The sequence below is a fragment of the Lederbergia ruris genome (genome assembly GCF_018332955.1).
Lineage (GTDB): Bacteria > Bacillota > Bacilli > Bacillales > Bacillaceae_C > Lederbergia > Lederbergia ruris.
In genome coordinates this window covers 52,437-73,331 of the sequence record NZ_BORB01000019.1, presented here as the reverse complement: position 1 = coordinate 73,331, position 20,895 = coordinate 52,437, and the positions used below count along the sequence as shown (strand labels likewise).

Here is a 20,895-nt window from a genome sequence, read left to right as displayed (position 1 = left end):
GCGGATAAACGATGATTAACGTAATGAGTCCCACAAGGATTTTGTTAATCAAATCGAAGGTTTTATCCGATAAACTAAAATTTCTCATTTTGCTCCCCCTTACCACAAGCTGTTATCGCTTACTTTTCTCGCAATTTGGTTCACCGTAATGAGCAAGATAATATTAATAACGGAGTCGAATAAACCAACGGCAGCAGCGAAACTATATTGACCTTCTAATAAACCTGTTTCATAGACAAACGTTTGGATAATATCGGATGTTTCCGAGTTCAAGGAGTTTTGTAAGAGTAATACTTTTTCAAAACCGACCGACATAAATTTACCGATATTCAAAATGAATAGAATCACGATCGTTGGTAAAATAGCCGGAATATTAATGTGTAGAATCCGTTGGAATCGAGTCGCACCATCCACCTTAGCTGCTTCTAAGAGTTCTGGATTCACACCTGCTAGTGCAGCTAAATAAATAATCGATCCCCAACCAAGACCTTGCCATTCACCAGACCATACATAGATGTGCCGGAACCAGCTTGGACTTGTCAAGAATTGAATGGGTTCACCGCCTAACTTCTCAATGAGAAGATTGACAATACCAGTCGTAGGATCTAAAAAGGCAATAATCATCCCGACCACTACCACAACGGAAATAAAATGTGGGGCATATGTTAAAGTCTGTGTCCATTTTTTAAAGGCGCCATTTCGAAGTTCATTTAACATTAATGCGAAAATAATCGGTAGTGGAAATAAACATAATTGGTACAAACTGATAAGTAATGTATTTTTTAATAATCGCCAAAAATAATAGGAATTGAAAAAGCGTTCAAAGTGATCGAATCCAACCCAAGGACTTCCCATAATCCCCATCGTGGCAAAAAAGTCCTTAAAAGCGATTTGCACCCCATACATCGGAATATAGTGAAAAATGACGAAAAAAGTGAGCGCTGGTAATAGAAAAGTATATAATTGCCAACTTTTAAGAAAGTTTTTCCGTATTCGAGATAATCTATTTCTGGGTAACGTAATTTCAGGTTGATGGACTTCTGTATTTTTTACTTGCATACATGGACCTCCTCAATATCTCTCTGTACATGACTTTTCGGATACATATTCTCACATCTCCTTACTACTTTAGTTATATTTTAGTTAAACTCAAAAAGCATTTTTAAGCCCCTCCCGGTTACAATCAATTTCCATCCCTTATTCTTTTCATAATAGCATGAGCCAATTTAAGACAATACAGGTCAATCTTGTTGCCACTATGTAAATTTTGATAATCTTCTTCAATGCAAAGATTATTTGAATCAACATTTTAAATGACACATTCAACAAAAGGATGCATAGACAAAGATTTGCACAGAGAGTATTAATAGGGTATAACCCGTTTGAAAATATCATTGATGAAATAAGCTTTTATTTTTTCATATTCCTATTTAACAACCCTTTTGAACTATGAAGTTGACCCAAATCTAACAAAACGTCAATCTGTTTTTAAAAAGAAAATTTTCAATACCCCTTGTTCTTTAAAAGAATTTCCTTCATTCTATTTATATATATTTTTTTACAGAAAAAATGAACCTTTTCGACAAAAAGGACGATTATAATGTAAGGAGGCATTTTAATAGAAAAGGAGAGGGAAAGCTTCGCCATGGACGGATTGTTTCTACCGAAATATGGAAAACACTAAATAGTTATTATAGATAATATCCAATCTATACAAGAAATTGAAAAATTAATGCATTTTTTACTAGATGAAAAATAAAACTGTATTAATAAGGAGAGGAAAAATGAGAGCAAATAAATCAAAGCAAAAGAAAAGAAAGAAGATACTTTGGGGAATCTTGAGTGTATTGTTCATTTTGGTCATTGGAGTGGGGGTATATGTGGCCAATCTCTATTTTTCCTTTACATCCGCACTAGATAACATGCACGAGAAAGTAGATAAATCAGATAAGCGAGTAGAGGAAGTTTCTATCGAAAATAAAGACCCTTTTTCGGTCTTGCTCCTAGGGATTGATGATGAAGATAGCGATGTGGGAAGGTCGGATACGATGATTGTAGCGACGGTTAACCCTAAGCTAAATACGATTAAAATGTTAAGTATTCCAAGAGATACACGTACCGAAATCGTTGGCAATGGCACGACGGAAAAAATCAATCATGCGTATGCTCGGGGTGGAGTGAAAATGTCGATCGCTACGGTGGAACAATTTCTAGATATTCCGATTGATTATTATGTAGAAGTCAATATGGACGGTTTTACAGGCATCATCGACGCTTTCGATGGGGTAACGGTTGAAAATGATATGGATTTAACGTATAAAAAACATCATTTTCCAGAAGGGGAAATTACAATGAATGGAAAGGAGGCCCTTATTTTCTCACGCATCCGCTATGAAGACCCGCGAGGCGACTTTGGTCGCCAGGTTCGACAAAAGCAAATTATCCAAGCAATTTTAAATAAGGCGAGAAGCTTTTCTTCTTTATTAAAGTATGACGATGTACTAGATGAATTAGGGGATCAAGTGAAAACGAATTTTTCCTTTAAAGAAATGGTCAGCCTTCAACAAAATCATAAAGGGATTGAAAAGAATATAGAGCAATACCAATTTGAAAAGTTCGATGGAGGCTATATTGGGAAATACTGGTATTTTTTCCCGGATGAAGAAGAAGTGCAGAAATACCAAACGTTATTAAAGGATCATTTAGAGCTGACAGATGCTTCTTTAGCGGAAAACGAGGGAGATACCTACACGGTTCAAGCGAATGACACATTAACAAGCATTGCGGCAAAATTGGGCGTGACAGAAGACGAGCTTGTGGAATGGAATCATCTTAGCGATCCTAATAGTCTTCAAGTTGGCCAGACATTATCGATTGAAGAACCCAATCGCTCTGAGTAGTCCAAAATAAGGTTGGATGTACGAAAAGTCAAGGGATCAACGAAAACGTAGATCCAAGCCGGGTTTGAATCTACGAAAAAGAGAAAGTTCTCCAAAAACGCAGATCCAAAATAAGGTTGGATATACGAAAAGTCGAAGGATCATTAAAAACGTAGATCCAATCTGGGGTTGGATCCACGAAAAAGAGAAAGTTCATCGAAACCGTAGATCCAAAGTAAGGTTGGATGTACGAAAAGTCAAGAGATCATCGAAAACGCAGATCCAATCTGGGTTTGGATCCACGAAAAAGTGAAAGTTCATCAAAAACGTAGATCCAAAGTAAGGTTGGATGTACGAAAAGTCAAGAGATCATCGAAAACGTAGATCCAAGCTGGGTTTGGATCTACGAAAAAGTGAAGGATAGTCAAAAACATAGATCTAGAATGAATTATAACGCATGAAAGTCGTACTTTTCCGTTTATTCGGTAGAATAAGCGTTTCATGACACCGGGATGTTATGCACTTCCGTTCATTCTGTTGCCATGAAAACAAACTAATATCCTTAACGGGAACTTATGAAATCTTAATGATGAATATTGGGGTTTTTAGATAAAATATCCTCCGTTACTTCCCATAAGGTCGGGAGAAAATGAAGGACCTCTTCCGCACGATCGGGAATATCATGAATCGCTGTAATTCCTAGGTCGCGGACAATGGCTTCAAAGGATGGTAGATATTCGTGATGTAGAGTAGGGGCATCCGCCGCTAAAATCATATGGCAACGAGCAAAGGTAGCTACAATCCAAAACACAGCTTCGCGATGATTTCCTGTTTTGATTAAGTCGTAGCTTCCATCAATGGCAATGGGGCGCGTTGCTTCTGTAATATCGGTGCGAAAGAAAAAAGGAGTCTTACTCACAGCAACGGCTTGGTCAAATGTGCTACTGAGCTGGGTAAGATGATATTCAACCTGTTCCGGAGTCATTGTAGCGCATCCTAATAATTCTAATAGGCTATTATAAAGGGCGTTATGTTCATATTCGGCCAAAACTTTACGGGCGGCGACATAACGTTTTCTTACTGTTGGATTTTGCAAAGCTGCAACAAGAATCACATGGGTGGTGACTCCAGTTGAAAACAGCCAGGCCATGATTTGCTCATGGAAAGGGGCTGTTGGATCAATAGATCGTAACCCGTTCTCTACCTTTTGTTTTGCATTTTCACATCTTCGACGAACCCACCTATACTCTGAAAAATGTTTCGCCACCTCTGCTTGTAAATGATGTAATCGTCCAGTAGGGTCATCAATGATCGTATTGACTCGAAAGCTTCCCGCTAAATGATAGGATGTGAGAACATTTCGAGCAGAAGCTAATTGCCTCCAAGATAAATACGTGACTTCTAACAGGGTCCCTTTATAAAAAAACTTCCCTAATTTAAGTTGAGGTTCCTCCTCCAACACTACAACAATATCAACATCTGATGATACTGCTAAATTAGTATTGTCAGAAAGACCAATGATCGATCCGCTAAAATAAGCTCCACCGTATCCCTGTTCATGCCGAGCATGAGAATAAACCCAATCCGCCGCATTCGAACGCGCTTGTTTTGCTTTCAAACCAGAGACCTCCTTATAAGCTAAAAATGAGAGAATGGTAATTTTTAACATAGTAAGATTATATCATTTTTGAAGGGATGATTTACATCAATTAAAAGGAATCCAACTCGTACTTAATAAAATTTAGATAAAATCAATCAAGTTTATTGACTAATTTCCAAAAATTGGTTAAAGTAAAAATTCAACTATGAAAGCGCTAACTTAAATGTAGCGTTTTTATTTTTTTCTATAGGAAAGGAGGATTATGCGAGTTACTAAGTCCACAATAAAAGGAGAGGTTATATGAAAAGTTATTTATGGATTAGAAGGAATATGAACCGTATTTTATCCATGACGCTCATTTTCGTTTTACTGCTCTCCATGTCTACTCTACATAACGCAGCTCACGCAGAAGATTCAGAAGAGCAGACCAATTATAATGCAGTACCACCTTTATTAATTACAGAAATTGTACCTCAATCTACTCGCATTAACGATGCTGATGCCTTTGAATTCATTGAAGTTTACAATAATACGAATCAAGTGATAGACTTTGCAGAATATCAAATTATATATCGATATCCCGTAGGTCCAGAAGATGACTTAATATGGACACCAAGTAAGCGAGATATTGAGATTGAACCTGGAAAAGCACTTGTACTCTGGATAGAAAATAGTGCAAATAAGGATATGACTGTTGCAGACTTCAATGAACATTTTGGTAGTGACTTAATTGAAAATGTAAATGTTGTGAAAATGCCGGGCGGTATGGCTAATCAAAGAATGAGAGATATTATTATTCAAACCAATTCAGGTGAAGAAGTAGCTGTTGCTCAATATAATAAAGCTACTTATGATGTGGGGGAGAATTTAGGGATTTTTTATCAATTCCCACAAGATGGTTCCAACCAGATGGTAAAAGTGAGTGCGGCCGAGAAACAGGCTACGCCTGGAATTGTTGAGTCTGAGTTAGTTCCAAATAAGCCGGTGATGATTGACACTGAGCAAGCCCCTCGTGTTGAAGATCAGACAAAGTCTCAACAACCACTTGATCAAGTCAAGGTAGTGGCAGATGCCGAAGATGATTTTCTTTTAACGACCATGACGCTGTTTTATAAGGGAAAAGAGGAGAAAGAATATCAATCTCTTAATTTAGTGAAGGATGAAAAGGGGCTCTATCGTCATCAAGTTCCCATTCAAAATTTAATTGGGATTGAGGAATTAGACTATTATTTAGAGGCTTCCAATGGATTTAAAAAGACGAAAACAGAAAACAAATCCATTACTATTACGGCTGCCGAAAATAAAAATATACCGCCATTATTAATCACGGAGGTAGTGCCAGATAGTTCGAATATAGATGGAGCAAATGCCTACGAATATATCGAAGTCTATAATAATACGGATCAACGATTAAACTTTGGAGATTTTCATATTATTTATCGTTATCCATCGGGATCAGAGGCTGTTTGGTTTGAAGGATTAACGGATATTTTGATTGAACCAGGAAAACCTCTCGTTCTTTGGGTGGATAATGGAAAAAATGGCGGAGAAACAGTGGCAGACTTTAATAAAAATTATGGAACTGATTTAATAGAAAATGTGGATATTGTCAAGGCACCCGCTGGTGGAGGGATGGCAAATACGGCTGAACGTGATCTTGTCGTCGCGACAAATACAAATGAAGATGTGGCGATAGCAGGGTATAATAAATCAACTAAAGATGTGTACAAAAACATGGGGATCTTTTATCATTACCCAATTGGTTCAAATAAAATGATTAAAGTCCGTGACAATCAGCCTGCCACACCTGGAACTGTGGAAAGTGATTTAATCCCAGCAGAATTACAATCCATTGATGCAGATGGCAAGCCGAGTATACAAAATCAAACCGATATAGAGGTCGCTCAACCAGGGGAAAGGGTGGATATCGCTGCTATAGTCAATGATGACTTTTTGGTTGCGGATGTGAAGTTGTTCTATAAAGATGCCCAGGAAAAGGAGTTCCATTCCGTTTCTTTAACTAGCGGTGAAGAACAAGGACCCTTCCAATCTACAGTTGAATTTGGAGATGATGATCTCCAGTATTACTTTATTGCATCTAATGGCTTCAATCAAACGAAAACAGAGACGTTCACTATAAAAAAAGAGAAGATATTAGCGTCTGCCAGTCTTCAATCACCAGAAAATCATGCAACAGATGTAGGGACAGATACAGAACTAAGTGTCACGATCCCTAATGAAGAGCAGTCTACATTGGATGTACATTTTTATCAAGGAAAATCGATCAATACAGTACAGGATCATCAGATGAAAATATATAAGAATGCGGTTGATACAGAACCACCGGCAGAAAGAGTACCTGCTGGAGAAATTGAATTTACAGTGGAAGAATATGAAGTATTACGGGATTCAGAGACTGGAAATATTACAACAGATGCTGAGGGAGAATTTCCATACCATCGCTTTGAGATCCCTTTAGATAAAGAAGCGTTACAACAAAAAGAAGTGGAGATAGAGTGGCAAGGTTCCTCCCTTGAGGGAAGAAAAGTGAGTATGTATGCCTGGAATTTCGATTCGGATAAATGGGAAGTTGTTGATTTTACTGTAGCCGATTCTGAAGAAAACTTTTCTTTAAAAGGGGAGATAAGCGTAAAGGATTATGTTCGTGATGAAGTCATCAATGTACTTGTACAGGATGAAATTCCGCCAAGAGATGAATATGATTATAGTTTTGTTTGGTTATCTGATACGCAATTCTACACAGAAGTATTCCCGGAATTGTATGAATCACAGGTTAATTGGATTGCAGACAAGAAAGATGAGCTAAATATTGAATATGTCTTCCATACAGGAGATATTGTAAATACCTATAATCAAATATATCAATGGGAATTCGCTGATCAGTATATGAAAATTTTAGAGCAAGCAGATGTCCCATATGGCGTTTTAGCAGGAAATCATGATATTCAATTACGTCCAAAATTCGATTATACAAACTATTATCGTTATTTTGGTGAAGATCGATTCCTCCATCAACCATACTATGGCGGTTCTTATCAAAATAACCGTGGACATTATGATTTAATTTCTTCACACGGTATGGATTTTATAATGGTCTATATGGGGTGGCAACCAGATGATGAAGGGATAAAGTGGATGAATGATGTGTTAGCGCAATACCCCGATCGTTTTGCTGTGTTGAATTTCCACGAATATTTGAGTGGAGATGGAAAACGCTCGACGATTGGTGAACGTCTATATCAGGATGTTGTGTTGCCAAATGAAAATGTGAAACTTGTACTTGGTGGCCATTATCATGGAAGTAAAGTTCTCTTGCGAAATGCCTCTCAACCTATTCAAGTTTTATCGACTGAAGTGGATGATGATGGGGATGGAACGCCTAATCGGGTTGTTCACCAGTTATTGGGGAATTTCCAAGATGCTAACCGTGGTGGTGATGGGTATATGAACGTGATGAATGTAGACATGGAAAGGGATAAAATTTATGTCAATACGTATTCACCGGCACTGGATAACTATGACTTATTTCCACCGTACACCTTGGAACTTAATTTAGAGCCGATGACGAAGCGGGTATCAACAAACTATTTTGGGGTCCATGCCTATACAGAGCAAAAAATTGCTACTGTCCATAAGGAGTTTACAGATCATGAGTTGGTTACCGTCCCATGGAATAACTTGGAGGGGGATAAGACCTATTATTGGTACACAACGATCGAAAATGAAGCAGGGGAAAAGGCGAAATCATCTATGTGGAGCTTCACAACTGCTAAGAAAGAAGGGATTGTTAGTATTGGTGAAATCCGAACCCTGCTTGTTGAATTCATTGCGAATGCTGAAGTGAGAAAGCCATTAAGTAATCAATTAGAAAATACATTAAAACAAGTGGAGCATCATGCACAAAAAGGGCATAATAAACAAGCCATTAAATTTTTGGAAAAGTTTTTAGAGACATTAGAGAAGCCGCAAATGCAGGAGTATATTACTTCTGAAGCAAAAAATACCCTTCAGCAAGAGACAAATGGGCTATTAGATGGGTGGAAGGTAGAATAGTAGATAGAGCGAAGCATCTTTATGAACTTTTCATAAAGATGCTTCCTTTTTGTGAAAGAAGGGGTTCGCTATGTTTGGTCGTGAACCAAATCGTTCTTCCACTTTATTTTTAATAACGGCGACCTACCACCACCTAATAAACCAAAAATCGCAGATAATCCATATTTGGCATAATGATTATGATTGCTGTCCCCGGCTTTAAAATAACTGCCTAAATGAAAGGCAATAAAATATTCATCCCAGGTTGAATAGGACTCTTGAGAGAGTTGAGCAGCTTTGCTCATCAACTCGTTTGCCTCATCCTTCGTTAAATAGCCAAGTCTTCTGCCGACTCGACATAAATAGATGGCCCAGGCCCAATCAACGGCGGCAACTCCTGTTTCTGTTAAGGTATGCACTCCGCGGTTGGCTAGAAAGAGTTTTGGATAATCAGCGTCATCTTTTGATAAAGATTGAATATATAAGTCTCTAGCTTCTTCAGATAAAGGATTAAGTTGATAAAGAAAGTGATCAAACTCTTGGCGCAGTCCCACATCAAGCAACTCATTTACTTTCTGTTTTAATTCTTGAGGGCTAGTAATCTCCCATTTTTTTAATACATTCGTTAAAAACCTTTTACCAATCAGACGGTCCCGAATAAAGGTGAACCGATAGATCGTCAGATAATGCTCTAGAAAACTACTATCGATACAGCCAGCTGAAAGGCAGCGGAAATAGAGTTCCTGTCGTTGTTTATTGTTCACAATCAAAATGGGTAAGCTTTCACTTTTTATCACTTTTCCAACTTCCCAAAGAATAGGGATAAGGAGAAAAGCTGTATATTTAAAGGGTAAAGGTGTACAGAGTAAAGCGAGAAACGCAAATAGATAGACCCAAGCTCTTCGTAAAGTGATGAACATATAGGCTAATATCGTATGCATAACCATTTTACTTTTTACTTTAAAAGCTAGCTTTGGCATCGGAACTTGCCTCGTCTTTTTATTGAGAACCAGCGATTGATAAGGGTGAAACTCCGGGCGTTCCGGATGGAGTTCGATCGCCTTTGCAATCCATTTATAGGCTGTTTTTTCATCATGTAATCCGATATAGCCTTTGATGATTAAAAATAACCCATCGACATGATTTGGCTGATGCTCGAGAAGCTGTTCGCAATGTTGAATGGCTTCTATATATTTCTCAGCACGAATATGTAACTTAGCTAGATAAAGCAAAGCATCTGAATCAGTGGGGGAAATAGCTAATTTTCTCTCAAATGTTTGTATCGCTTTTTCATCATCTTGCATGCGTAAGTAATAAATGCCTTGTAAATGTAATAAATCTGGATCAGTCTGAAAGAGTTGAAAAGCCTGGTCTAAGGCTTCCTTGGCAGATTCTAAGTCATCTTCCATCAGAAAAAATTGTGCATCTGCTCGGAGTTGTAAATACTCCTCATAATGAAGATCCAATTCTTTTTTAAAACAATCGTAGCCCATTCGCTTAGAGCCGATAATGTTTTCGATTAAAAATTGCGTTGTCCCTCTTCCGCAACGTTCTTCTAATTCTTCTTTGTTCTCTAGCCAATGGAAGGTTTGATCCAATAACTGCCAAATGGCTAAAGGCAAATAAGGATGTTCTTCTAAAAAATCAATCAGGCGATCTTGAAGAAGTACAGAATATTGTACATTCCAAATAATATCCTCTTGCAGTAAAGACTGCCAATTTTCAACCTGTATACGTGCGAAGAAATCCCCATAAAGCTGTTGAACTTTCTGGATAAAGTGATCCACAGGATGCCGTTGAGTATCCATCTCTGTGGCAACGTAATCCTCTTCCAAATCCAGTGAAGCTTCGTAGGCCCGTGAAGGAGCTACTCTAGAAAAACCTTCCTTTGCTAGTTTAACAGCAGAGTCATATGCTTCCCGAAGGCGTTGATATCCTTCAGGATCCTCTTCAGGATGGTAGGTTTTTAATCCCTTTGCATAGGCTTTTTTGATGACCTTAAGATCATCGGTTGCTTCAATCCCTAAGGTTTCCCAAACGGTCATCGAGAATAAATCCACCTTTCGATATTTTCTAGCTGCTCACTGAATGTTTTCGTGGCTTTTTTGATTTCCTTTTCATTTTGAGTTAGGAGGACTTGCTCAAATTTCCGTAAAAGAAAGGCCACTTTTTCACGATCTTCTCCCAGCATCTCCTCATAGAGCCGTTCTCCTTTTGCTAGGAGTAAGCGATTTTCAGTTCGATCGCGAGGGTGCACTTTTATATTCTCAAGCTTCTTAAGCCTTGCATCAATGTCTTGCTGGGTAAGGTCTCCTGAGTTTTGTTCAATAATCACCCTTTTTTTCTCGCCGGTTGATTGGCTTATGACTTCCACTTCAAGAATTCCGTTGATATCGTATGTATAACGAACATCGATCGCCTGAACGCCTGCCGGGGCGGGCGGTACCTTAATCGTTAGTTCTCCCAGTTTAATATTGTTGACGACTTTGCGGCTTTCTCCTTGATAAACCCCGACTTTGACACGTGTTTGATTATCATGGACTGTAAACAATCGCTCCACTCGACTAACAGGGATGGGTGTATTTCGCTCAATAATAGGAAAAAAGTATCCTGATTCTTTTTTTCCCTGGCCCAGTTCTTCAACAACATCAGTACCTAATGTGTATGGACAAACATCAGTTAAAATGACTTCTTCTAAAGTCTTGTTTCTTTCTTTTAAAGCGACTTGAATGGCGGTCCCTAGTGCTACTGTTTCATCAGGATGAATATGGGCATAAGGGATTCTTCCGAACATTTTTACGATCACCGATTTAATTAAAGGCATCCGAGTTGCACCACCAATTAAAATGACGGCATCCATATCATCAGCTGATAATTCGGCATCACGCAAAGCCCGTTCAATCGGATAGCGCAGTCGTAAAAGCAGCTGTTGCGAAAGTTTTTCAAACTCATCCTTTTTGATCTTTGTTTCGAAAGACTCCCCATCAATGGTGACATTCATTGTACCTGTAGAAGAATCACAAAGGGAGAGTTTACAACGCTCAGCTTGGGTATAGAGAAGAGATCTTGTTTTGGAATCTAAGTCGTCCTTATTCAATTGGTGCTGTTCCATAAAATAAGAGATCAATAGATTCGTAAAGTCTTCACCACCAAGATAGTTATCCCCTGCGATCGATTGAACCTCAATAATCCCTTCAAATAATTCAAGGATCGATACATCGAAGGTTCCCCCACCTAAATCAAAAACTAAAAATTTTGTCTCTGGTTCCTCTTGGTTTAACCCATAAGCAAGTGCTGCAGCTGTTGGTTCACTAATTAATCTTTCAACCTTTAGTCCAGCTAGTTCAGCCGCCTTCTTGGTTGCCTTTCGTTGCGTGTCATTAAAGTAAGCAGGAACACTGATCACAGCATTTGTGACTTCTTTCTGTAAAAAAGCCTCTGCATCAGACTTGAGTACTTTGATGACAAAGGATGAGAGTTCCTCTGGAGAAAAGTTATATGCCCCTAATGAATAGACTTTATCTGTTCCCATAAATCGTTTAAAGATAGATGCTGTATGCTGTGGGTGGGTAACAAGTCTTTCCTTCGCGACCTGTCCGACGAGTATTTCCCCATTTTCATCTACGCTCACAACTGAGGGAGTAAGATGTTGATCTAAAACATTCGGAATGAGACACGGTTTATCTTGATCCCAGTATGCAACTAAACTATTGGTTGTTCCTAAATCAATTCCAATTGTCGTCATGGAAAAAATCCTCCTTATCCTATCATGATATTTTACTATAATTGGAAAAAGGAGGGAAATAAAAAAAAGCGCTGGGGCTGGATGGCAGTCGCAGCATAAGCAGTTATTCACAAGCCGAAATTTTAATTTCCTAGTATATGGCCATAAAAAATCCCTATGTTCAACTTATTAATTTTTATAGGGCACGCTCATTTAACGTTTATAATCTTATCGATAAAAACTCTCCGGAATTTCCCCCATTTTTCTTTGATGATATAAAAGCGGTTTTTTATTTGTGCTTAAAATATCTACGACTTCCCCAATAAGAATCGTATGGTCCCCAGCTTCTATTGTTTTAAAGGTTTTACATTGTAAAACTCCAGCAGCCCCTGAAATGATCGGTAAGTTTATCTTAGAAAATTCCCATTCACATTGGCTAAAGCGATCTATATTCTTTTTTACAAATAAAGAGCAAATATCAGCTTGATCACTTGCTAATACATTGATGGCAAAGCGATCTGTTTGAGTGAAGACAGGATAGGAGGAAACCTTTTTATCGATTGACCATAGAACCAATAATGGATCCAATGAAACGGAGGCGAATGAATTAACGGTTAAACCAAGAGGAACCTTTTGGTCATTCGTTGTAGTGACAACCGTGACACCCGTTGGATAATTTCCCATAACGTCTAAGTAGTTAGCAGTATTTAAGCTTTTGTCCATGATTTAACGCACCTTCCAGAATGAATATAAATTGTATAAAAGGATGTTCAAAAAAGGATCAAAGGCTAAATTCGCGACATCCTGTCGCAACGCCTTTGTGACCTGCGTCCTGCAGGCCTCGGTAAAAATGACACTGCGAATTTCTTCGTTGGCTTGCTTCTCCGCTCCTTGGAAAAGAAAACCACTGTTCCAGCGTGCGATGCGGATTCGGGGAAGCTTTCCTTGTGCTCATGTATCAGGTGATAAGGATCTTCCGTTAAAACCGCCCACGTCCTGTGGGCAACACGGAAGTCAGTACATCCTGTACAAGTCCGCTCCTTGGAAAAGAAAACCACTTTTCCGGCGTGCGATGCGGATTCAGGGAAGCTTTCCTTGTGCTCGAAGGCTGCGCCGCCTCGAACTTTCGACGTACAGGATGTACTAGTGTCGGCGTTGCTGACAGGACGTCAGCGCCTTTAGCCAACTTGGTCCTTTTTATCCTCCTTTTTGAACACGCACTATAAATATATTTTATGTTCTTTAATGAATTGATTGCCTGTGCAAGCTAAATTTGTAAAAAATGGATTGAATTAGTTGGAATTAGAACCTAAACAGATTTAATGTTTATTCTACTAAAATTACGACATGCTTCCAAATGAAAGGAAGCTTACATTATAAGTATAACAAATCTTATTGGAAAACTCATGTTAAAGTCAATGTAAATAGAAAAAAGTCCTCATTTTGGATTCGTGAGGACTCTTGTTACAGTTTAATAATATGGAGAAATCATAATATATACGAGCACACCAGTGAGACTCACATATAGCCAAATCGGCATGGTCCAACGGGCTATTTTTCGGTGACGGGCATTTTCCATATTCCAAGCACGAGCAACAGTGGTTAAAGCAAGTGGTACAATGGCGGCTGCCAATACAATATGGGTAATGAGGAGGAAATAATACAAGCCTGCCATAAACCCTGTTCCACCATAAGAAGTAGAAGGTGATAAATAATGAAAAGCAACATATGTGATTAAAAATAAAGTTGTTGTGACAAAAGCTGCATAAATAAAGCGACGATGGACTGTAATATTGCGCTTGCGTATTGCAATAAAAGCACATAACAAAAATAAGAAAGTAAAGCTGTTAAAGATTGCATTAAATAACGGGAGTAAAGTTACGTCAAAAGCGTCAAAATCCTCTACACCTGGTAATCCTGAGAGAATCCCAATGATCCCAATTAAAACAGTGGAAATAATAATAATGGCAGGTTTATAATTACGTTTTTTAGGACCTGACTGAATTGTATTTGTAGTTTGTGTCATTCGTTTGTACACTCCATTATGATATTGTGAATTACCTTTCAAAATAGTGTATCATAACATTCTTAAATAAACATGTTAGTAAAAGGAAGATTCACAGTCTTTTCATAAATATAAACGAAGGATGAAAAAAGCTTACGAGGATTAGAAAAAAGTATATAGGGCGAAGGTTATATGTCAATGAAGGTTGAGCACTTCGCCCAGAAGTTTAATATCATTCAAAATAAAAGGTTTTATAGATTCAGGAGATTGATAATATTCCTCCAACAAACGACCTAGTTCTCTGATGAAAATCAGGTATTCTTCTCTGTCGGGCATTTATACTACCTCATTTTTATGTGTTTAGTTAAATTATACTGGTTAGGGCATTAGAATTCAATTAAGAAATGTAGTTTTTACTTTAAATTTCTTCTGTTCGGTGACAAAAGAAACCACCTTATAGACTAGGACTTTAGGTTTTTATACCAGGATATAAATTTTTCAATTTCACACATCTATTGAGAGAAAGGAGAATATCTTCTTCTAGGAAGAAGAAAGTTTCGAAGTCAATCCTAAATTGCACTTTAGACATATTCTAAGGTTTGGGATTTTTGTAAACTAATTTGGTTTACAAAATATCTAAAAAATGATCAAATTACAATTAATAGCTAAGTAGGTCAATGATAATGAAAGAAGGGTGGTTTTTATCAATGTTTAAGATTGTTTTTTGCGACATAGATGGAACTTTGTTAAATTCTCAACATAAAGTTGCAAATGAAACAAAAAAGTCCATCTTAGCACTAAAAAGTAAAGGCATTCCATTCATTTTGGTTTCTGCACGGATGCCAAGTGCCATAATTCCTATCCAACAATCTTTATCCATTCATTATCCTATTATATGCTATAGTGGTGCATTAATAATTGACGCTCCAGATAGGAAAGCTGATCGTCCTATTCTCCACCATTCCAGCATTCCCAATTCAATCGTAAATAATATTTATAAACAGGTTTGTCAAACAAATGGTGCCATTACGATCAGTCTATTTAGCTTTGATCAATGGATTGTGGAAGATAGAAAGAACGAGTGGGTAAAACAGGAAGAAGAGATTGTTGGTGTAACCCCTAACACACGTGTTATTTCAGAACTAATCAAGAAAAATTCAACTGTACATAAGATATTATGCATGGGTGAACCTCATTCAATTGAAAAACTCGAACGGATCTTAAAAAAGGAATTGGATGGATTAAATATATACAAATCAAAAAACACCTATTTAGAGATCATGAACGAAAACGCCTCTAAAGCAAATGCTATGAGCAAGCTTATTCAAAAGTATAAAATTAAACAAAAAGACACGGTTGCTATAGGTGATCATTTTAATGATGTAGATATGATTCAATATGCAGGATTAGGCGTCGCCATGGGGAATGCCCCTGAACAGGTCAAAGACATGGCCGATGAGTTAACGATGACCAACGACCAAAACGGGGTGATGGCTGTTTTAGCAAAGTATTTTAACTAGTTGAAGGATGTCTGAATCTGGCTCCAGTCAATATTTGATTAGGAGGAAGATCATACTTTCAACCTCAAGAAATAGCAGGTCAAGGCAATAAAAGAGGTAAACCAAATGGATGGAGTAAAGCTGATTTTTGAAAATGGAGATTGGAGGGGCTACCCAAAGTCGAATTCTCGACGATAGGTAGCCCCTCTTTTAATGAAATATTTCTTGGGAAATATGTCAGATCACATGTCGAATTGTTGTATGACTCTTCACTTTATTTCTTTGGCAATGCAACCCAATGCCCTTTTGATACCTCTACTAATTCCGACTGACGCAGATTGTATTTATCTACTTCGTTTTGTTCCGTCATTAGAGTTCTTTTCTTTTTCGCTTCAACCTTCGGATCTGGAATGGGAATGGCTGAAAGAAGCGACTTTGTATATTCATGCTGTGGATTGCTATATAATTCCTCGCTTTCAGCTAATTCAACGATTTTACCTGCATTCATGACAGCTACGCGATCACTAATATGCTTGACCATCGATAAATCATGGGCAATAAATAAATAGGTTAAGCCTAGGCGGTGTTGTAAATCCTCTAATAAACTTACGACTTGTGATTGGATCGATACATCTAAGGCGGATAAAGGTTCGTCACAGACAATGAATCTGGGATCTACAGCAAGAGCACGAGCAATTCCAATCCTTTGCCGTTGTCCACCCGAGAATTCATGAGGATATCGCTGGGCATGCGCAGGTTCAAGCCCGACCATGTCGAGTAATTCTTCCACTTTCCGTTTTCTCTCAGCTTTACTTTTCGTAATCTGGTGAATGTCCAAGGCTTCTCCAATAATATCTAATACTTTGAAGCGGGGGTTTAACGATGAATAAGGATCTTGGAAAATCATCTGCATATGCCGACGCATCATTTTCATTTCCTGCTTGGAAAAACGATTAATGGCCATTCCTTGATAGTAAACATCTCCATCAGTCGGTTCATACAGACGTAAAATCGTCCTTCCTGTTGTTGATTTTCCTGAACCGGATTCTCCAACTAATCCAAGCGTTTCTCCTGGACGAATTTGAAAGCTAATATTATCGACTGCTTTCAATGTATTCCCCTTACCAATATCGAAATATTGTTTAAGAGAACGAACATCAAGCAGGGGAATAGATGAATCTTTACTTGGGATGATAAGTGGAGCTGGCTTCGGTTTCTTTTTTTCATCTAACCGAGGAAGAGCGTTTAAAAGCTTTTGTGTATAAGGATGTTTAGGAGATGCAAATATTTCTTCTGTTGTCCCCGTCTCAACAACCTCACCCTTTTTCATCACCACAACACGATCACACATTCCTGCCACAACCCCAAGGTCATGGGTAATAAGGATAATGGAAGTGCCAAACCGTTTTTGAATATCCTTCATGAGATTAAGAATTTGTGCTTGAATCGTGACATCGAGAGCGGTTGTTGGTTCATCCGCAATTAATAAAGTTGGGCGGCAAGCAAGGGCAATCGCGATCATCACTCTTTGTCTCATCCCACCAGAAAACTCATGTGGATATTGTTGATAGCGCATTTCACTGTTCGGAATGCCGACCAATTTCAACATTTCAATTGCTTGTGCTTTCGCTTCTTTCTTTGAAAGCTTCTGATGTTTGATTAAACTTTCCGAAATCTGTTTCCCAATTCGGATTGTGGGATTAAGGGATGTCATGGGATCTTGAAAGATCATCCCGATATCGCGACCACGAATATGCTCCATTTCTTTTTCTGTTTTATTGGCTAAATTTTCACCACGGAAAAAGACCTCTCCTTTTTTTATATGGGATGGGGGAGAGGGCAATAGTCGCATAATTGTTCGAGCTGTGACACTTTTACCACTACCTGATTCGCCGACAATCCCTACTGTTTCTCCTTTATGCACATCAAAGCTCACTCCACGAACGGCTTCAAATTCTTCTTCTCGCGAATAAAAAGAGATATGGAGATCGTTCACTTTTAAGATAGGTTCCAAATTTTTCCACCTGCCGATATATTTTGACATTTATTGACTTCATGATAAAATTTATTTAATTACTTTACAAGGTTATTGTCGAAAAGTATACTACACCTATCGGAATTGTTCAATCTCGGGGAAGGAGGACATATTCTTGTGAATGAAGGGGTCAAACAATCTAATCAACATCCATTTTTAAGCATGGTCAGTTATACATACGGCAAAATGCTGACAAGACCTGCTTATAAATTTTGGCTTATATTACTAGGACTTCCGGTGCATATCCTGGTCTTTTTTATCTATTTATATAAACGGAAAAACGATCCTTCTCTTCTCATTTTAAAAGAAACACAAGAAAAATTGGAAGCATCTGGTTACAAAACACAACTAATGCAAGAATTTGAAAATGAATATCGGAGAAAGCAATCTTTTTTTTCGAAAAAATTAGATCAAAAGGAAATGGAACAACATGCAAGAAAGTGGACTGAAAAGCAATTCCACAAGGTGGTTTCGGAAAAAACAAATGAGCAGTTAGAGAAGAAAGGGATACAAAGTGTTACGTTTAAGGATACTTTTCAATCTCTTTTACAGCAGCCACTATTTCTTCTGTTAACATTTATACCAGGAATTTTAATGTACCTTTTAATTTTCATTTATAGTAACTCCTATGTAAAATATATTTTTGAAAGATTGGTGATGAGTTTATTCGTCATCATTGGAGTGGCTGTCTTTGTTTTTACGATTTTATATATTTCACCGTTTAATCCAGCTGCCAATATTTTAGGTGAAACGGCCACGAAAGAACAAATTGCTAATTTTAATCGTTTATATGGATTAGATCAGCCATATCTTGTTCAACTGTGGGAAGCTGTTAAGGGGATTCTCACTTTTGATTTAGGAAATTCATTTACGGGGAATGAAGATGTAGCGGCTAGTATTGCGAAGAAATTCCCAGTTACTTTTTCACTCACCATCGTTTCATTAATTATGGCGATTGTGATTGCGATTCCTGTAGGGATTATTTCGGCAACAAAACCGAATTCCTTCCTAGATTATTCTTTCATGTTTATTGCTTTAATCGGTCTTTCGATTCCTAATTTTTGGCAAGGATTAATCTTTATTTTGTATTTCTCGATAAAAGGACATTGGTTGCCGGCTACTTATACTCCGGGTGATATCTTGTCGATGATTATGCCGGTGATCGTCTTAGGAACAGCTCTTACAGCCTCTGTTGCAAGGATGACGCGCTCCTCTATGCTAGAAGTTGTAAATGAGGATTATATATTGACCGCTCGATCAAAAGGTTTAAATTATCGGCAGGTTTTATGGAAACATGCCATTGGCAATGCCATTATCCCCGTCATTACGGTGATTGGTCTCCTCTTTGGTGGGATGCTGGGAGGGGCAGCGGTCACAGAGAAGGTTTTTAATATTAGTGGAATTGGCAGCTATATTGTCGATAAACAATTTATTCCTGATATACCTAGTGTGATGGGTGGCGTTGTGTATGTCGCCATTACGATTTCATTAGTAAATTTAATTATTGATGTTTCTTATGCGTTTTTTGATCCAAGAATTCGCTCGAAGATGAGACAGTATTAAAGCAGGTGTTGAGAGGATGGAAACAAATAATACGGATGTTGCAGGCTTTCAAATTAAGCATGCATTAAAATTATCATCTGAATATACACAAGCCAATTTTACTTGGATTATGTCATTGATATTAACGATCATTTTCTTGTTAAATAGTATTGATTTTTCAAATGGTACGCTCAAACCGCTTGTTTTTGCTGTATTTGCTGTTTATGCTTTGTTCACGCTCATCCAAATTGCTGTAACACTTAAAATCAAGGCGGATTTGAGAAGGACGGGGGAAATTCATTCCTCGACAAGAAAATGGGGTTATGTTTTATTTTTGGCGATTGTAACAGGGAATGTATTTATTGTCGCGTTTGCGTTTCAACTTATAAAGAAAGTGAAAACAACGGAATATGTGTTTGCCGCTTATATGCTTTTAACCCAAATTTTCATTATTGCTGTATCTGCGCTGAATATATTTAAACCTTATGTAACAGATACCTTTCCAATGGCGATGTTAGTTCTGATCGGGATAGCTGTTTTTGATTTAGTCGTCTTGATTTTAGTTGCAAGACAATCACATAGCGAACAAACACCGTCATGGATGAAGTATATCGCGATTTTATTACTAATTTCGAGTTTGACAGGCAACTTGTTTGCTCTTACATTAGCGATTAATATCTTTGTCAAATTAAAAAATGATGTTTCCAACATTGAAAAATGGAATAGTATGTGGGGGAAAATTACGCGTAATAATACAGCCATGCTTGGGTTTTTCTTTATCGTGTTTATTTTTTCGATTTCCATTTGCAGTCAATTTACATTTGATTATGAAATGGCTGTTGAAAATAATTATGAAGCAATTTTGCAAACACCTAGTTGGGCATATCCATTAGGAACAGATAATTTTGGTCGTGATTTATTCTCTCGGATTGTTTTCGGTGCTAGAATATCGCTGATTGTTGGTTTGGCTTCCACTCTTATTCCAGCAATCATTGGTGGTGTGCTTGGAGCAGTTTCGGGGTATTACGGTCCGCGGACAGATAATATTATTATGAGGTTATTAGATATTTTGTATGCTGTTCCGGGGATATTATTAGCGATTGCGATTATCGCAGCTTTTGGCGCCAATACAGTGAATCTGATTATCGCCCTAAGTGTTGGGTCGATTCCGACTTATGCGAGAACGATGCGTGCCAATGTTTTAATGGTGGCCAACTTTGAATACGTGGATTCAGCTCGGGCATTAGGGGCAAGTGATTATTCGATTATCTTTAAGCATATTGTTCCGAATTCCTTAGCACCGATGATTGTAAAAGCAACCTTGACAATCGGAGGCGCTGTGATTGCAACAAGCAGCTTAAGTTTCTTAGGTCTTGGAGTAGAACCACATATTCCGGAATGGGGAAATATTTTAAAATTAGGCAGTACGTATTTAGAGACAAATTCTTATTTGGCAATTTACCCAGGACTCGCGATCATCTTACTGGTGTTGTCCTTTAACTTCTTAGGGGATGCCTTGCGCGACGCATTGGATCCCAAATTAGATTAATTTTTACAA

12 protein-coding genes are annotated in these 20,895 nt (G+C 37.9%); 5 read left to right on the top strand and 7 right to left on the bottom strand.

All coding sequences use genetic code 11. The features are described from left to right. Window positions 1-99: 99 nt before the first annotated feature. On the bottom strand, window positions 100-1,059 hold the full coding sequence (locus KI363_RS12230) for an ABC transporter permease (RefSeq protein ID WP_212966461.1): 960 nt from the start codon (window positions 1,057-1,059) through the stop codon (window positions 100-102). A gap of 725 nt (window positions 1,060-1,784) precedes the next feature. Between KI363_RS12230 and KI363_RS12225 the strand changes: the two genes are divergently transcribed. Next, the gene (locus tag KI363_RS12225; RefSeq protein WP_212966460.1) at window positions 1,785-2,900 is read left to right on the top strand and encodes an LCP family glycopolymer transferase; all 1,116 of its coding nucleotides are present in this window, start codon (window positions 1,785-1,787) and stop codon (window positions 2,898-2,900) included. 562 nt (window positions 2,901-3,462) lie between these two features. On the opposite strand, the gene KI363_RS12220 is transcribed toward KI363_RS12225, so the two are convergent. Further along, a complete protein-coding gene (locus KI363_RS12220) occupies window positions 3,463-4,497 on the bottom strand; it encodes a hypothetical protein (protein WP_212966459.1) in 1,035 nt (344 codons plus the stop codon). A 282-nt stretch (window positions 4,498-4,779) separates the two neighbouring features. Between KI363_RS12220 and KI363_RS12215 the strand changes: the two genes are divergently transcribed. After that, on the top strand, window positions 4,780-8,553 hold the full coding sequence (locus KI363_RS12215; RefSeq protein ID WP_212966458.1) for a lamin tail domain-containing metallophosphoesterase family protein: 3,774 nt from the start codon (window positions 4,780-4,782) through the stop codon (window positions 8,551-8,553). A 68-nt stretch (window positions 8,554-8,621) separates the two neighbouring features. On the opposite strand, the gene KI363_RS12210 is transcribed toward KI363_RS12215, so the two are convergent. The 4 genes from KI363_RS12210 to KI363_RS12195 form a co-directional block, all read right to left on the bottom strand. Beyond that, on the bottom strand, window positions 8,622-10,577 hold the full coding sequence (locus tag KI363_RS12210; RefSeq protein WP_212966457.1) for a DUF1266 domain-containing protein: 1,956 nt from the start codon (window positions 10,575-10,577) through the stop codon (window positions 8,622-8,624). After that, complete coding sequence (locus tag KI363_RS12205; RefSeq protein WP_212966456.1) at window positions 10,574-12,277, bottom strand: molecular chaperone HscC; 1,704 nt, start codon at window positions 12,275-12,277, stop codon at window positions 10,574-10,576. The genes KI363_RS12210 and KI363_RS12205 overlap by 4 nt, the downstream gene beginning before the upstream one ends. A 207-nt stretch (window positions 12,278-12,484) precedes the next feature. Beyond that, complete coding sequence (locus tag KI363_RS12200; protein WP_246516849.1) at window positions 12,485-12,979, bottom strand: flavin reductase family protein; 495 nt, start codon at window positions 12,977-12,979, stop codon at window positions 12,485-12,487. 748 nt (window positions 12,980-13,727) lie between these two features. After that, window positions 13,728-14,282 (bottom strand): DUF420 domain-containing protein, encoded by a 555-nt coding sequence (locus tag KI363_RS12195; RefSeq protein WP_158323714.1) that lies wholly within the window; start codon window positions 14,280-14,282, stop codon window positions 13,728-13,730. 686 nt (window positions 14,283-14,968) lie between these two features. Here KI363_RS12195 and KI363_RS12190 point away from each other — a divergent pair. Further along, on the top strand, window positions 14,969-15,781 hold the full coding sequence (locus KI363_RS12190; protein WP_212966455.1) for a Cof-type HAD-IIB family hydrolase: 813 nt from the start codon (window positions 14,969-14,971) through the stop codon (window positions 15,779-15,781). Between the two features lie 253 nt (window positions 15,782-16,034). Here KI363_RS12190 and KI363_RS12185 read toward each other — a convergent pair whose 3' ends face one another. Beyond that, complete coding sequence (locus tag KI363_RS12185; RefSeq protein WP_212966454.1) at window positions 16,035-17,774, bottom strand: ABC transporter ATP-binding protein; 1,740 nt, start codon at window positions 17,772-17,774, stop codon at window positions 16,035-16,037. 183 nt (window positions 17,775-17,957) lie between these two features. On the opposite strand from KI363_RS12185, the gene KI363_RS12180 reads away from it, so the two are divergent. After that, the gene (locus tag KI363_RS12180; protein ID WP_158323720.1) at window positions 17,958-19,358 is read left to right on the top strand and encodes an ABC transporter permease; all 1,401 of its coding nucleotides are present in this window, start codon (window positions 17,958-17,960) and stop codon (window positions 19,356-19,358) included. A 16-nt stretch (window positions 19,359-19,374) separates the two neighbouring features. Then, window positions 19,375-20,886, top strand: a complete 1,512-nt coding sequence (locus KI363_RS12175; RefSeq protein ID WP_158323711.1) for an ABC transporter permease — start codon at window positions 19,375-19,377, stop codon at window positions 20,884-20,886. Window positions 20,887-20,895: the final 9 nt, after the last annotated feature.

Coding starts and splice junctions, on each gene's coding strand:
- KI363_RS12225 (WP_212966460.1), top strand. CDS start 1,785: ATGAGAGCAAATAAATCAAAGCAAAAGAAAAGAAAGAAGATACTTTGG.
- KI363_RS12180 (WP_158323720.1), top strand. CDS start 17,958: ATGGTCAGTTATACATACGGCAAAATGCTGACAAGACCTGCTTATAAA.
- KI363_RS12175 (WP_158323711.1), top strand. CDS start 19,375: ATGGAAACAAATAATACGGATGTTGCAGGCTTTCAAATTAAGCATGCA.
- KI363_RS12210 (WP_212966457.1), bottom strand. CDS start 10,577: ATGACCGTTTGGGAAACCTTAGGGATTGAAGCAACCGATGATCTTAAG.
- KI363_RS12200 (WP_246516849.1), bottom strand. CDS start 12,979: ATGGACAAAAGCTTAAATACTGCTAACTACTTAGACGTTATGGGAAAT.
- KI363_RS12195 (WP_158323714.1), bottom strand. CDS start 14,282: ATGACACAAACTACAAATACAATTCAGTCAGGTCCTAAAAAACGTAAT.
- KI363_RS12205 (WP_212966456.1), bottom strand. CDS start 12,277: ATGACGACAATTGGAATTGATTTAGGAACAACCAATAGTTTAGTTGCA.
- KI363_RS12215 (WP_212966458.1), top strand. CDS start 4,780: ATGAAAAGTTATTTATGGATTAGAAGGAATATGAACCGTATTTTATCC.
- KI363_RS12190 (WP_212966455.1), top strand. CDS start 14,969: ATGTTTAAGATTGTTTTTTGCGACATAGATGGAACTTTGTTAAATTCT.
- KI363_RS12230 (WP_212966461.1), bottom strand. CDS start 1,059: ATGCAAGTAAAAAATACAGAAGTCCATCAACCTGAAATTACGTTACCC.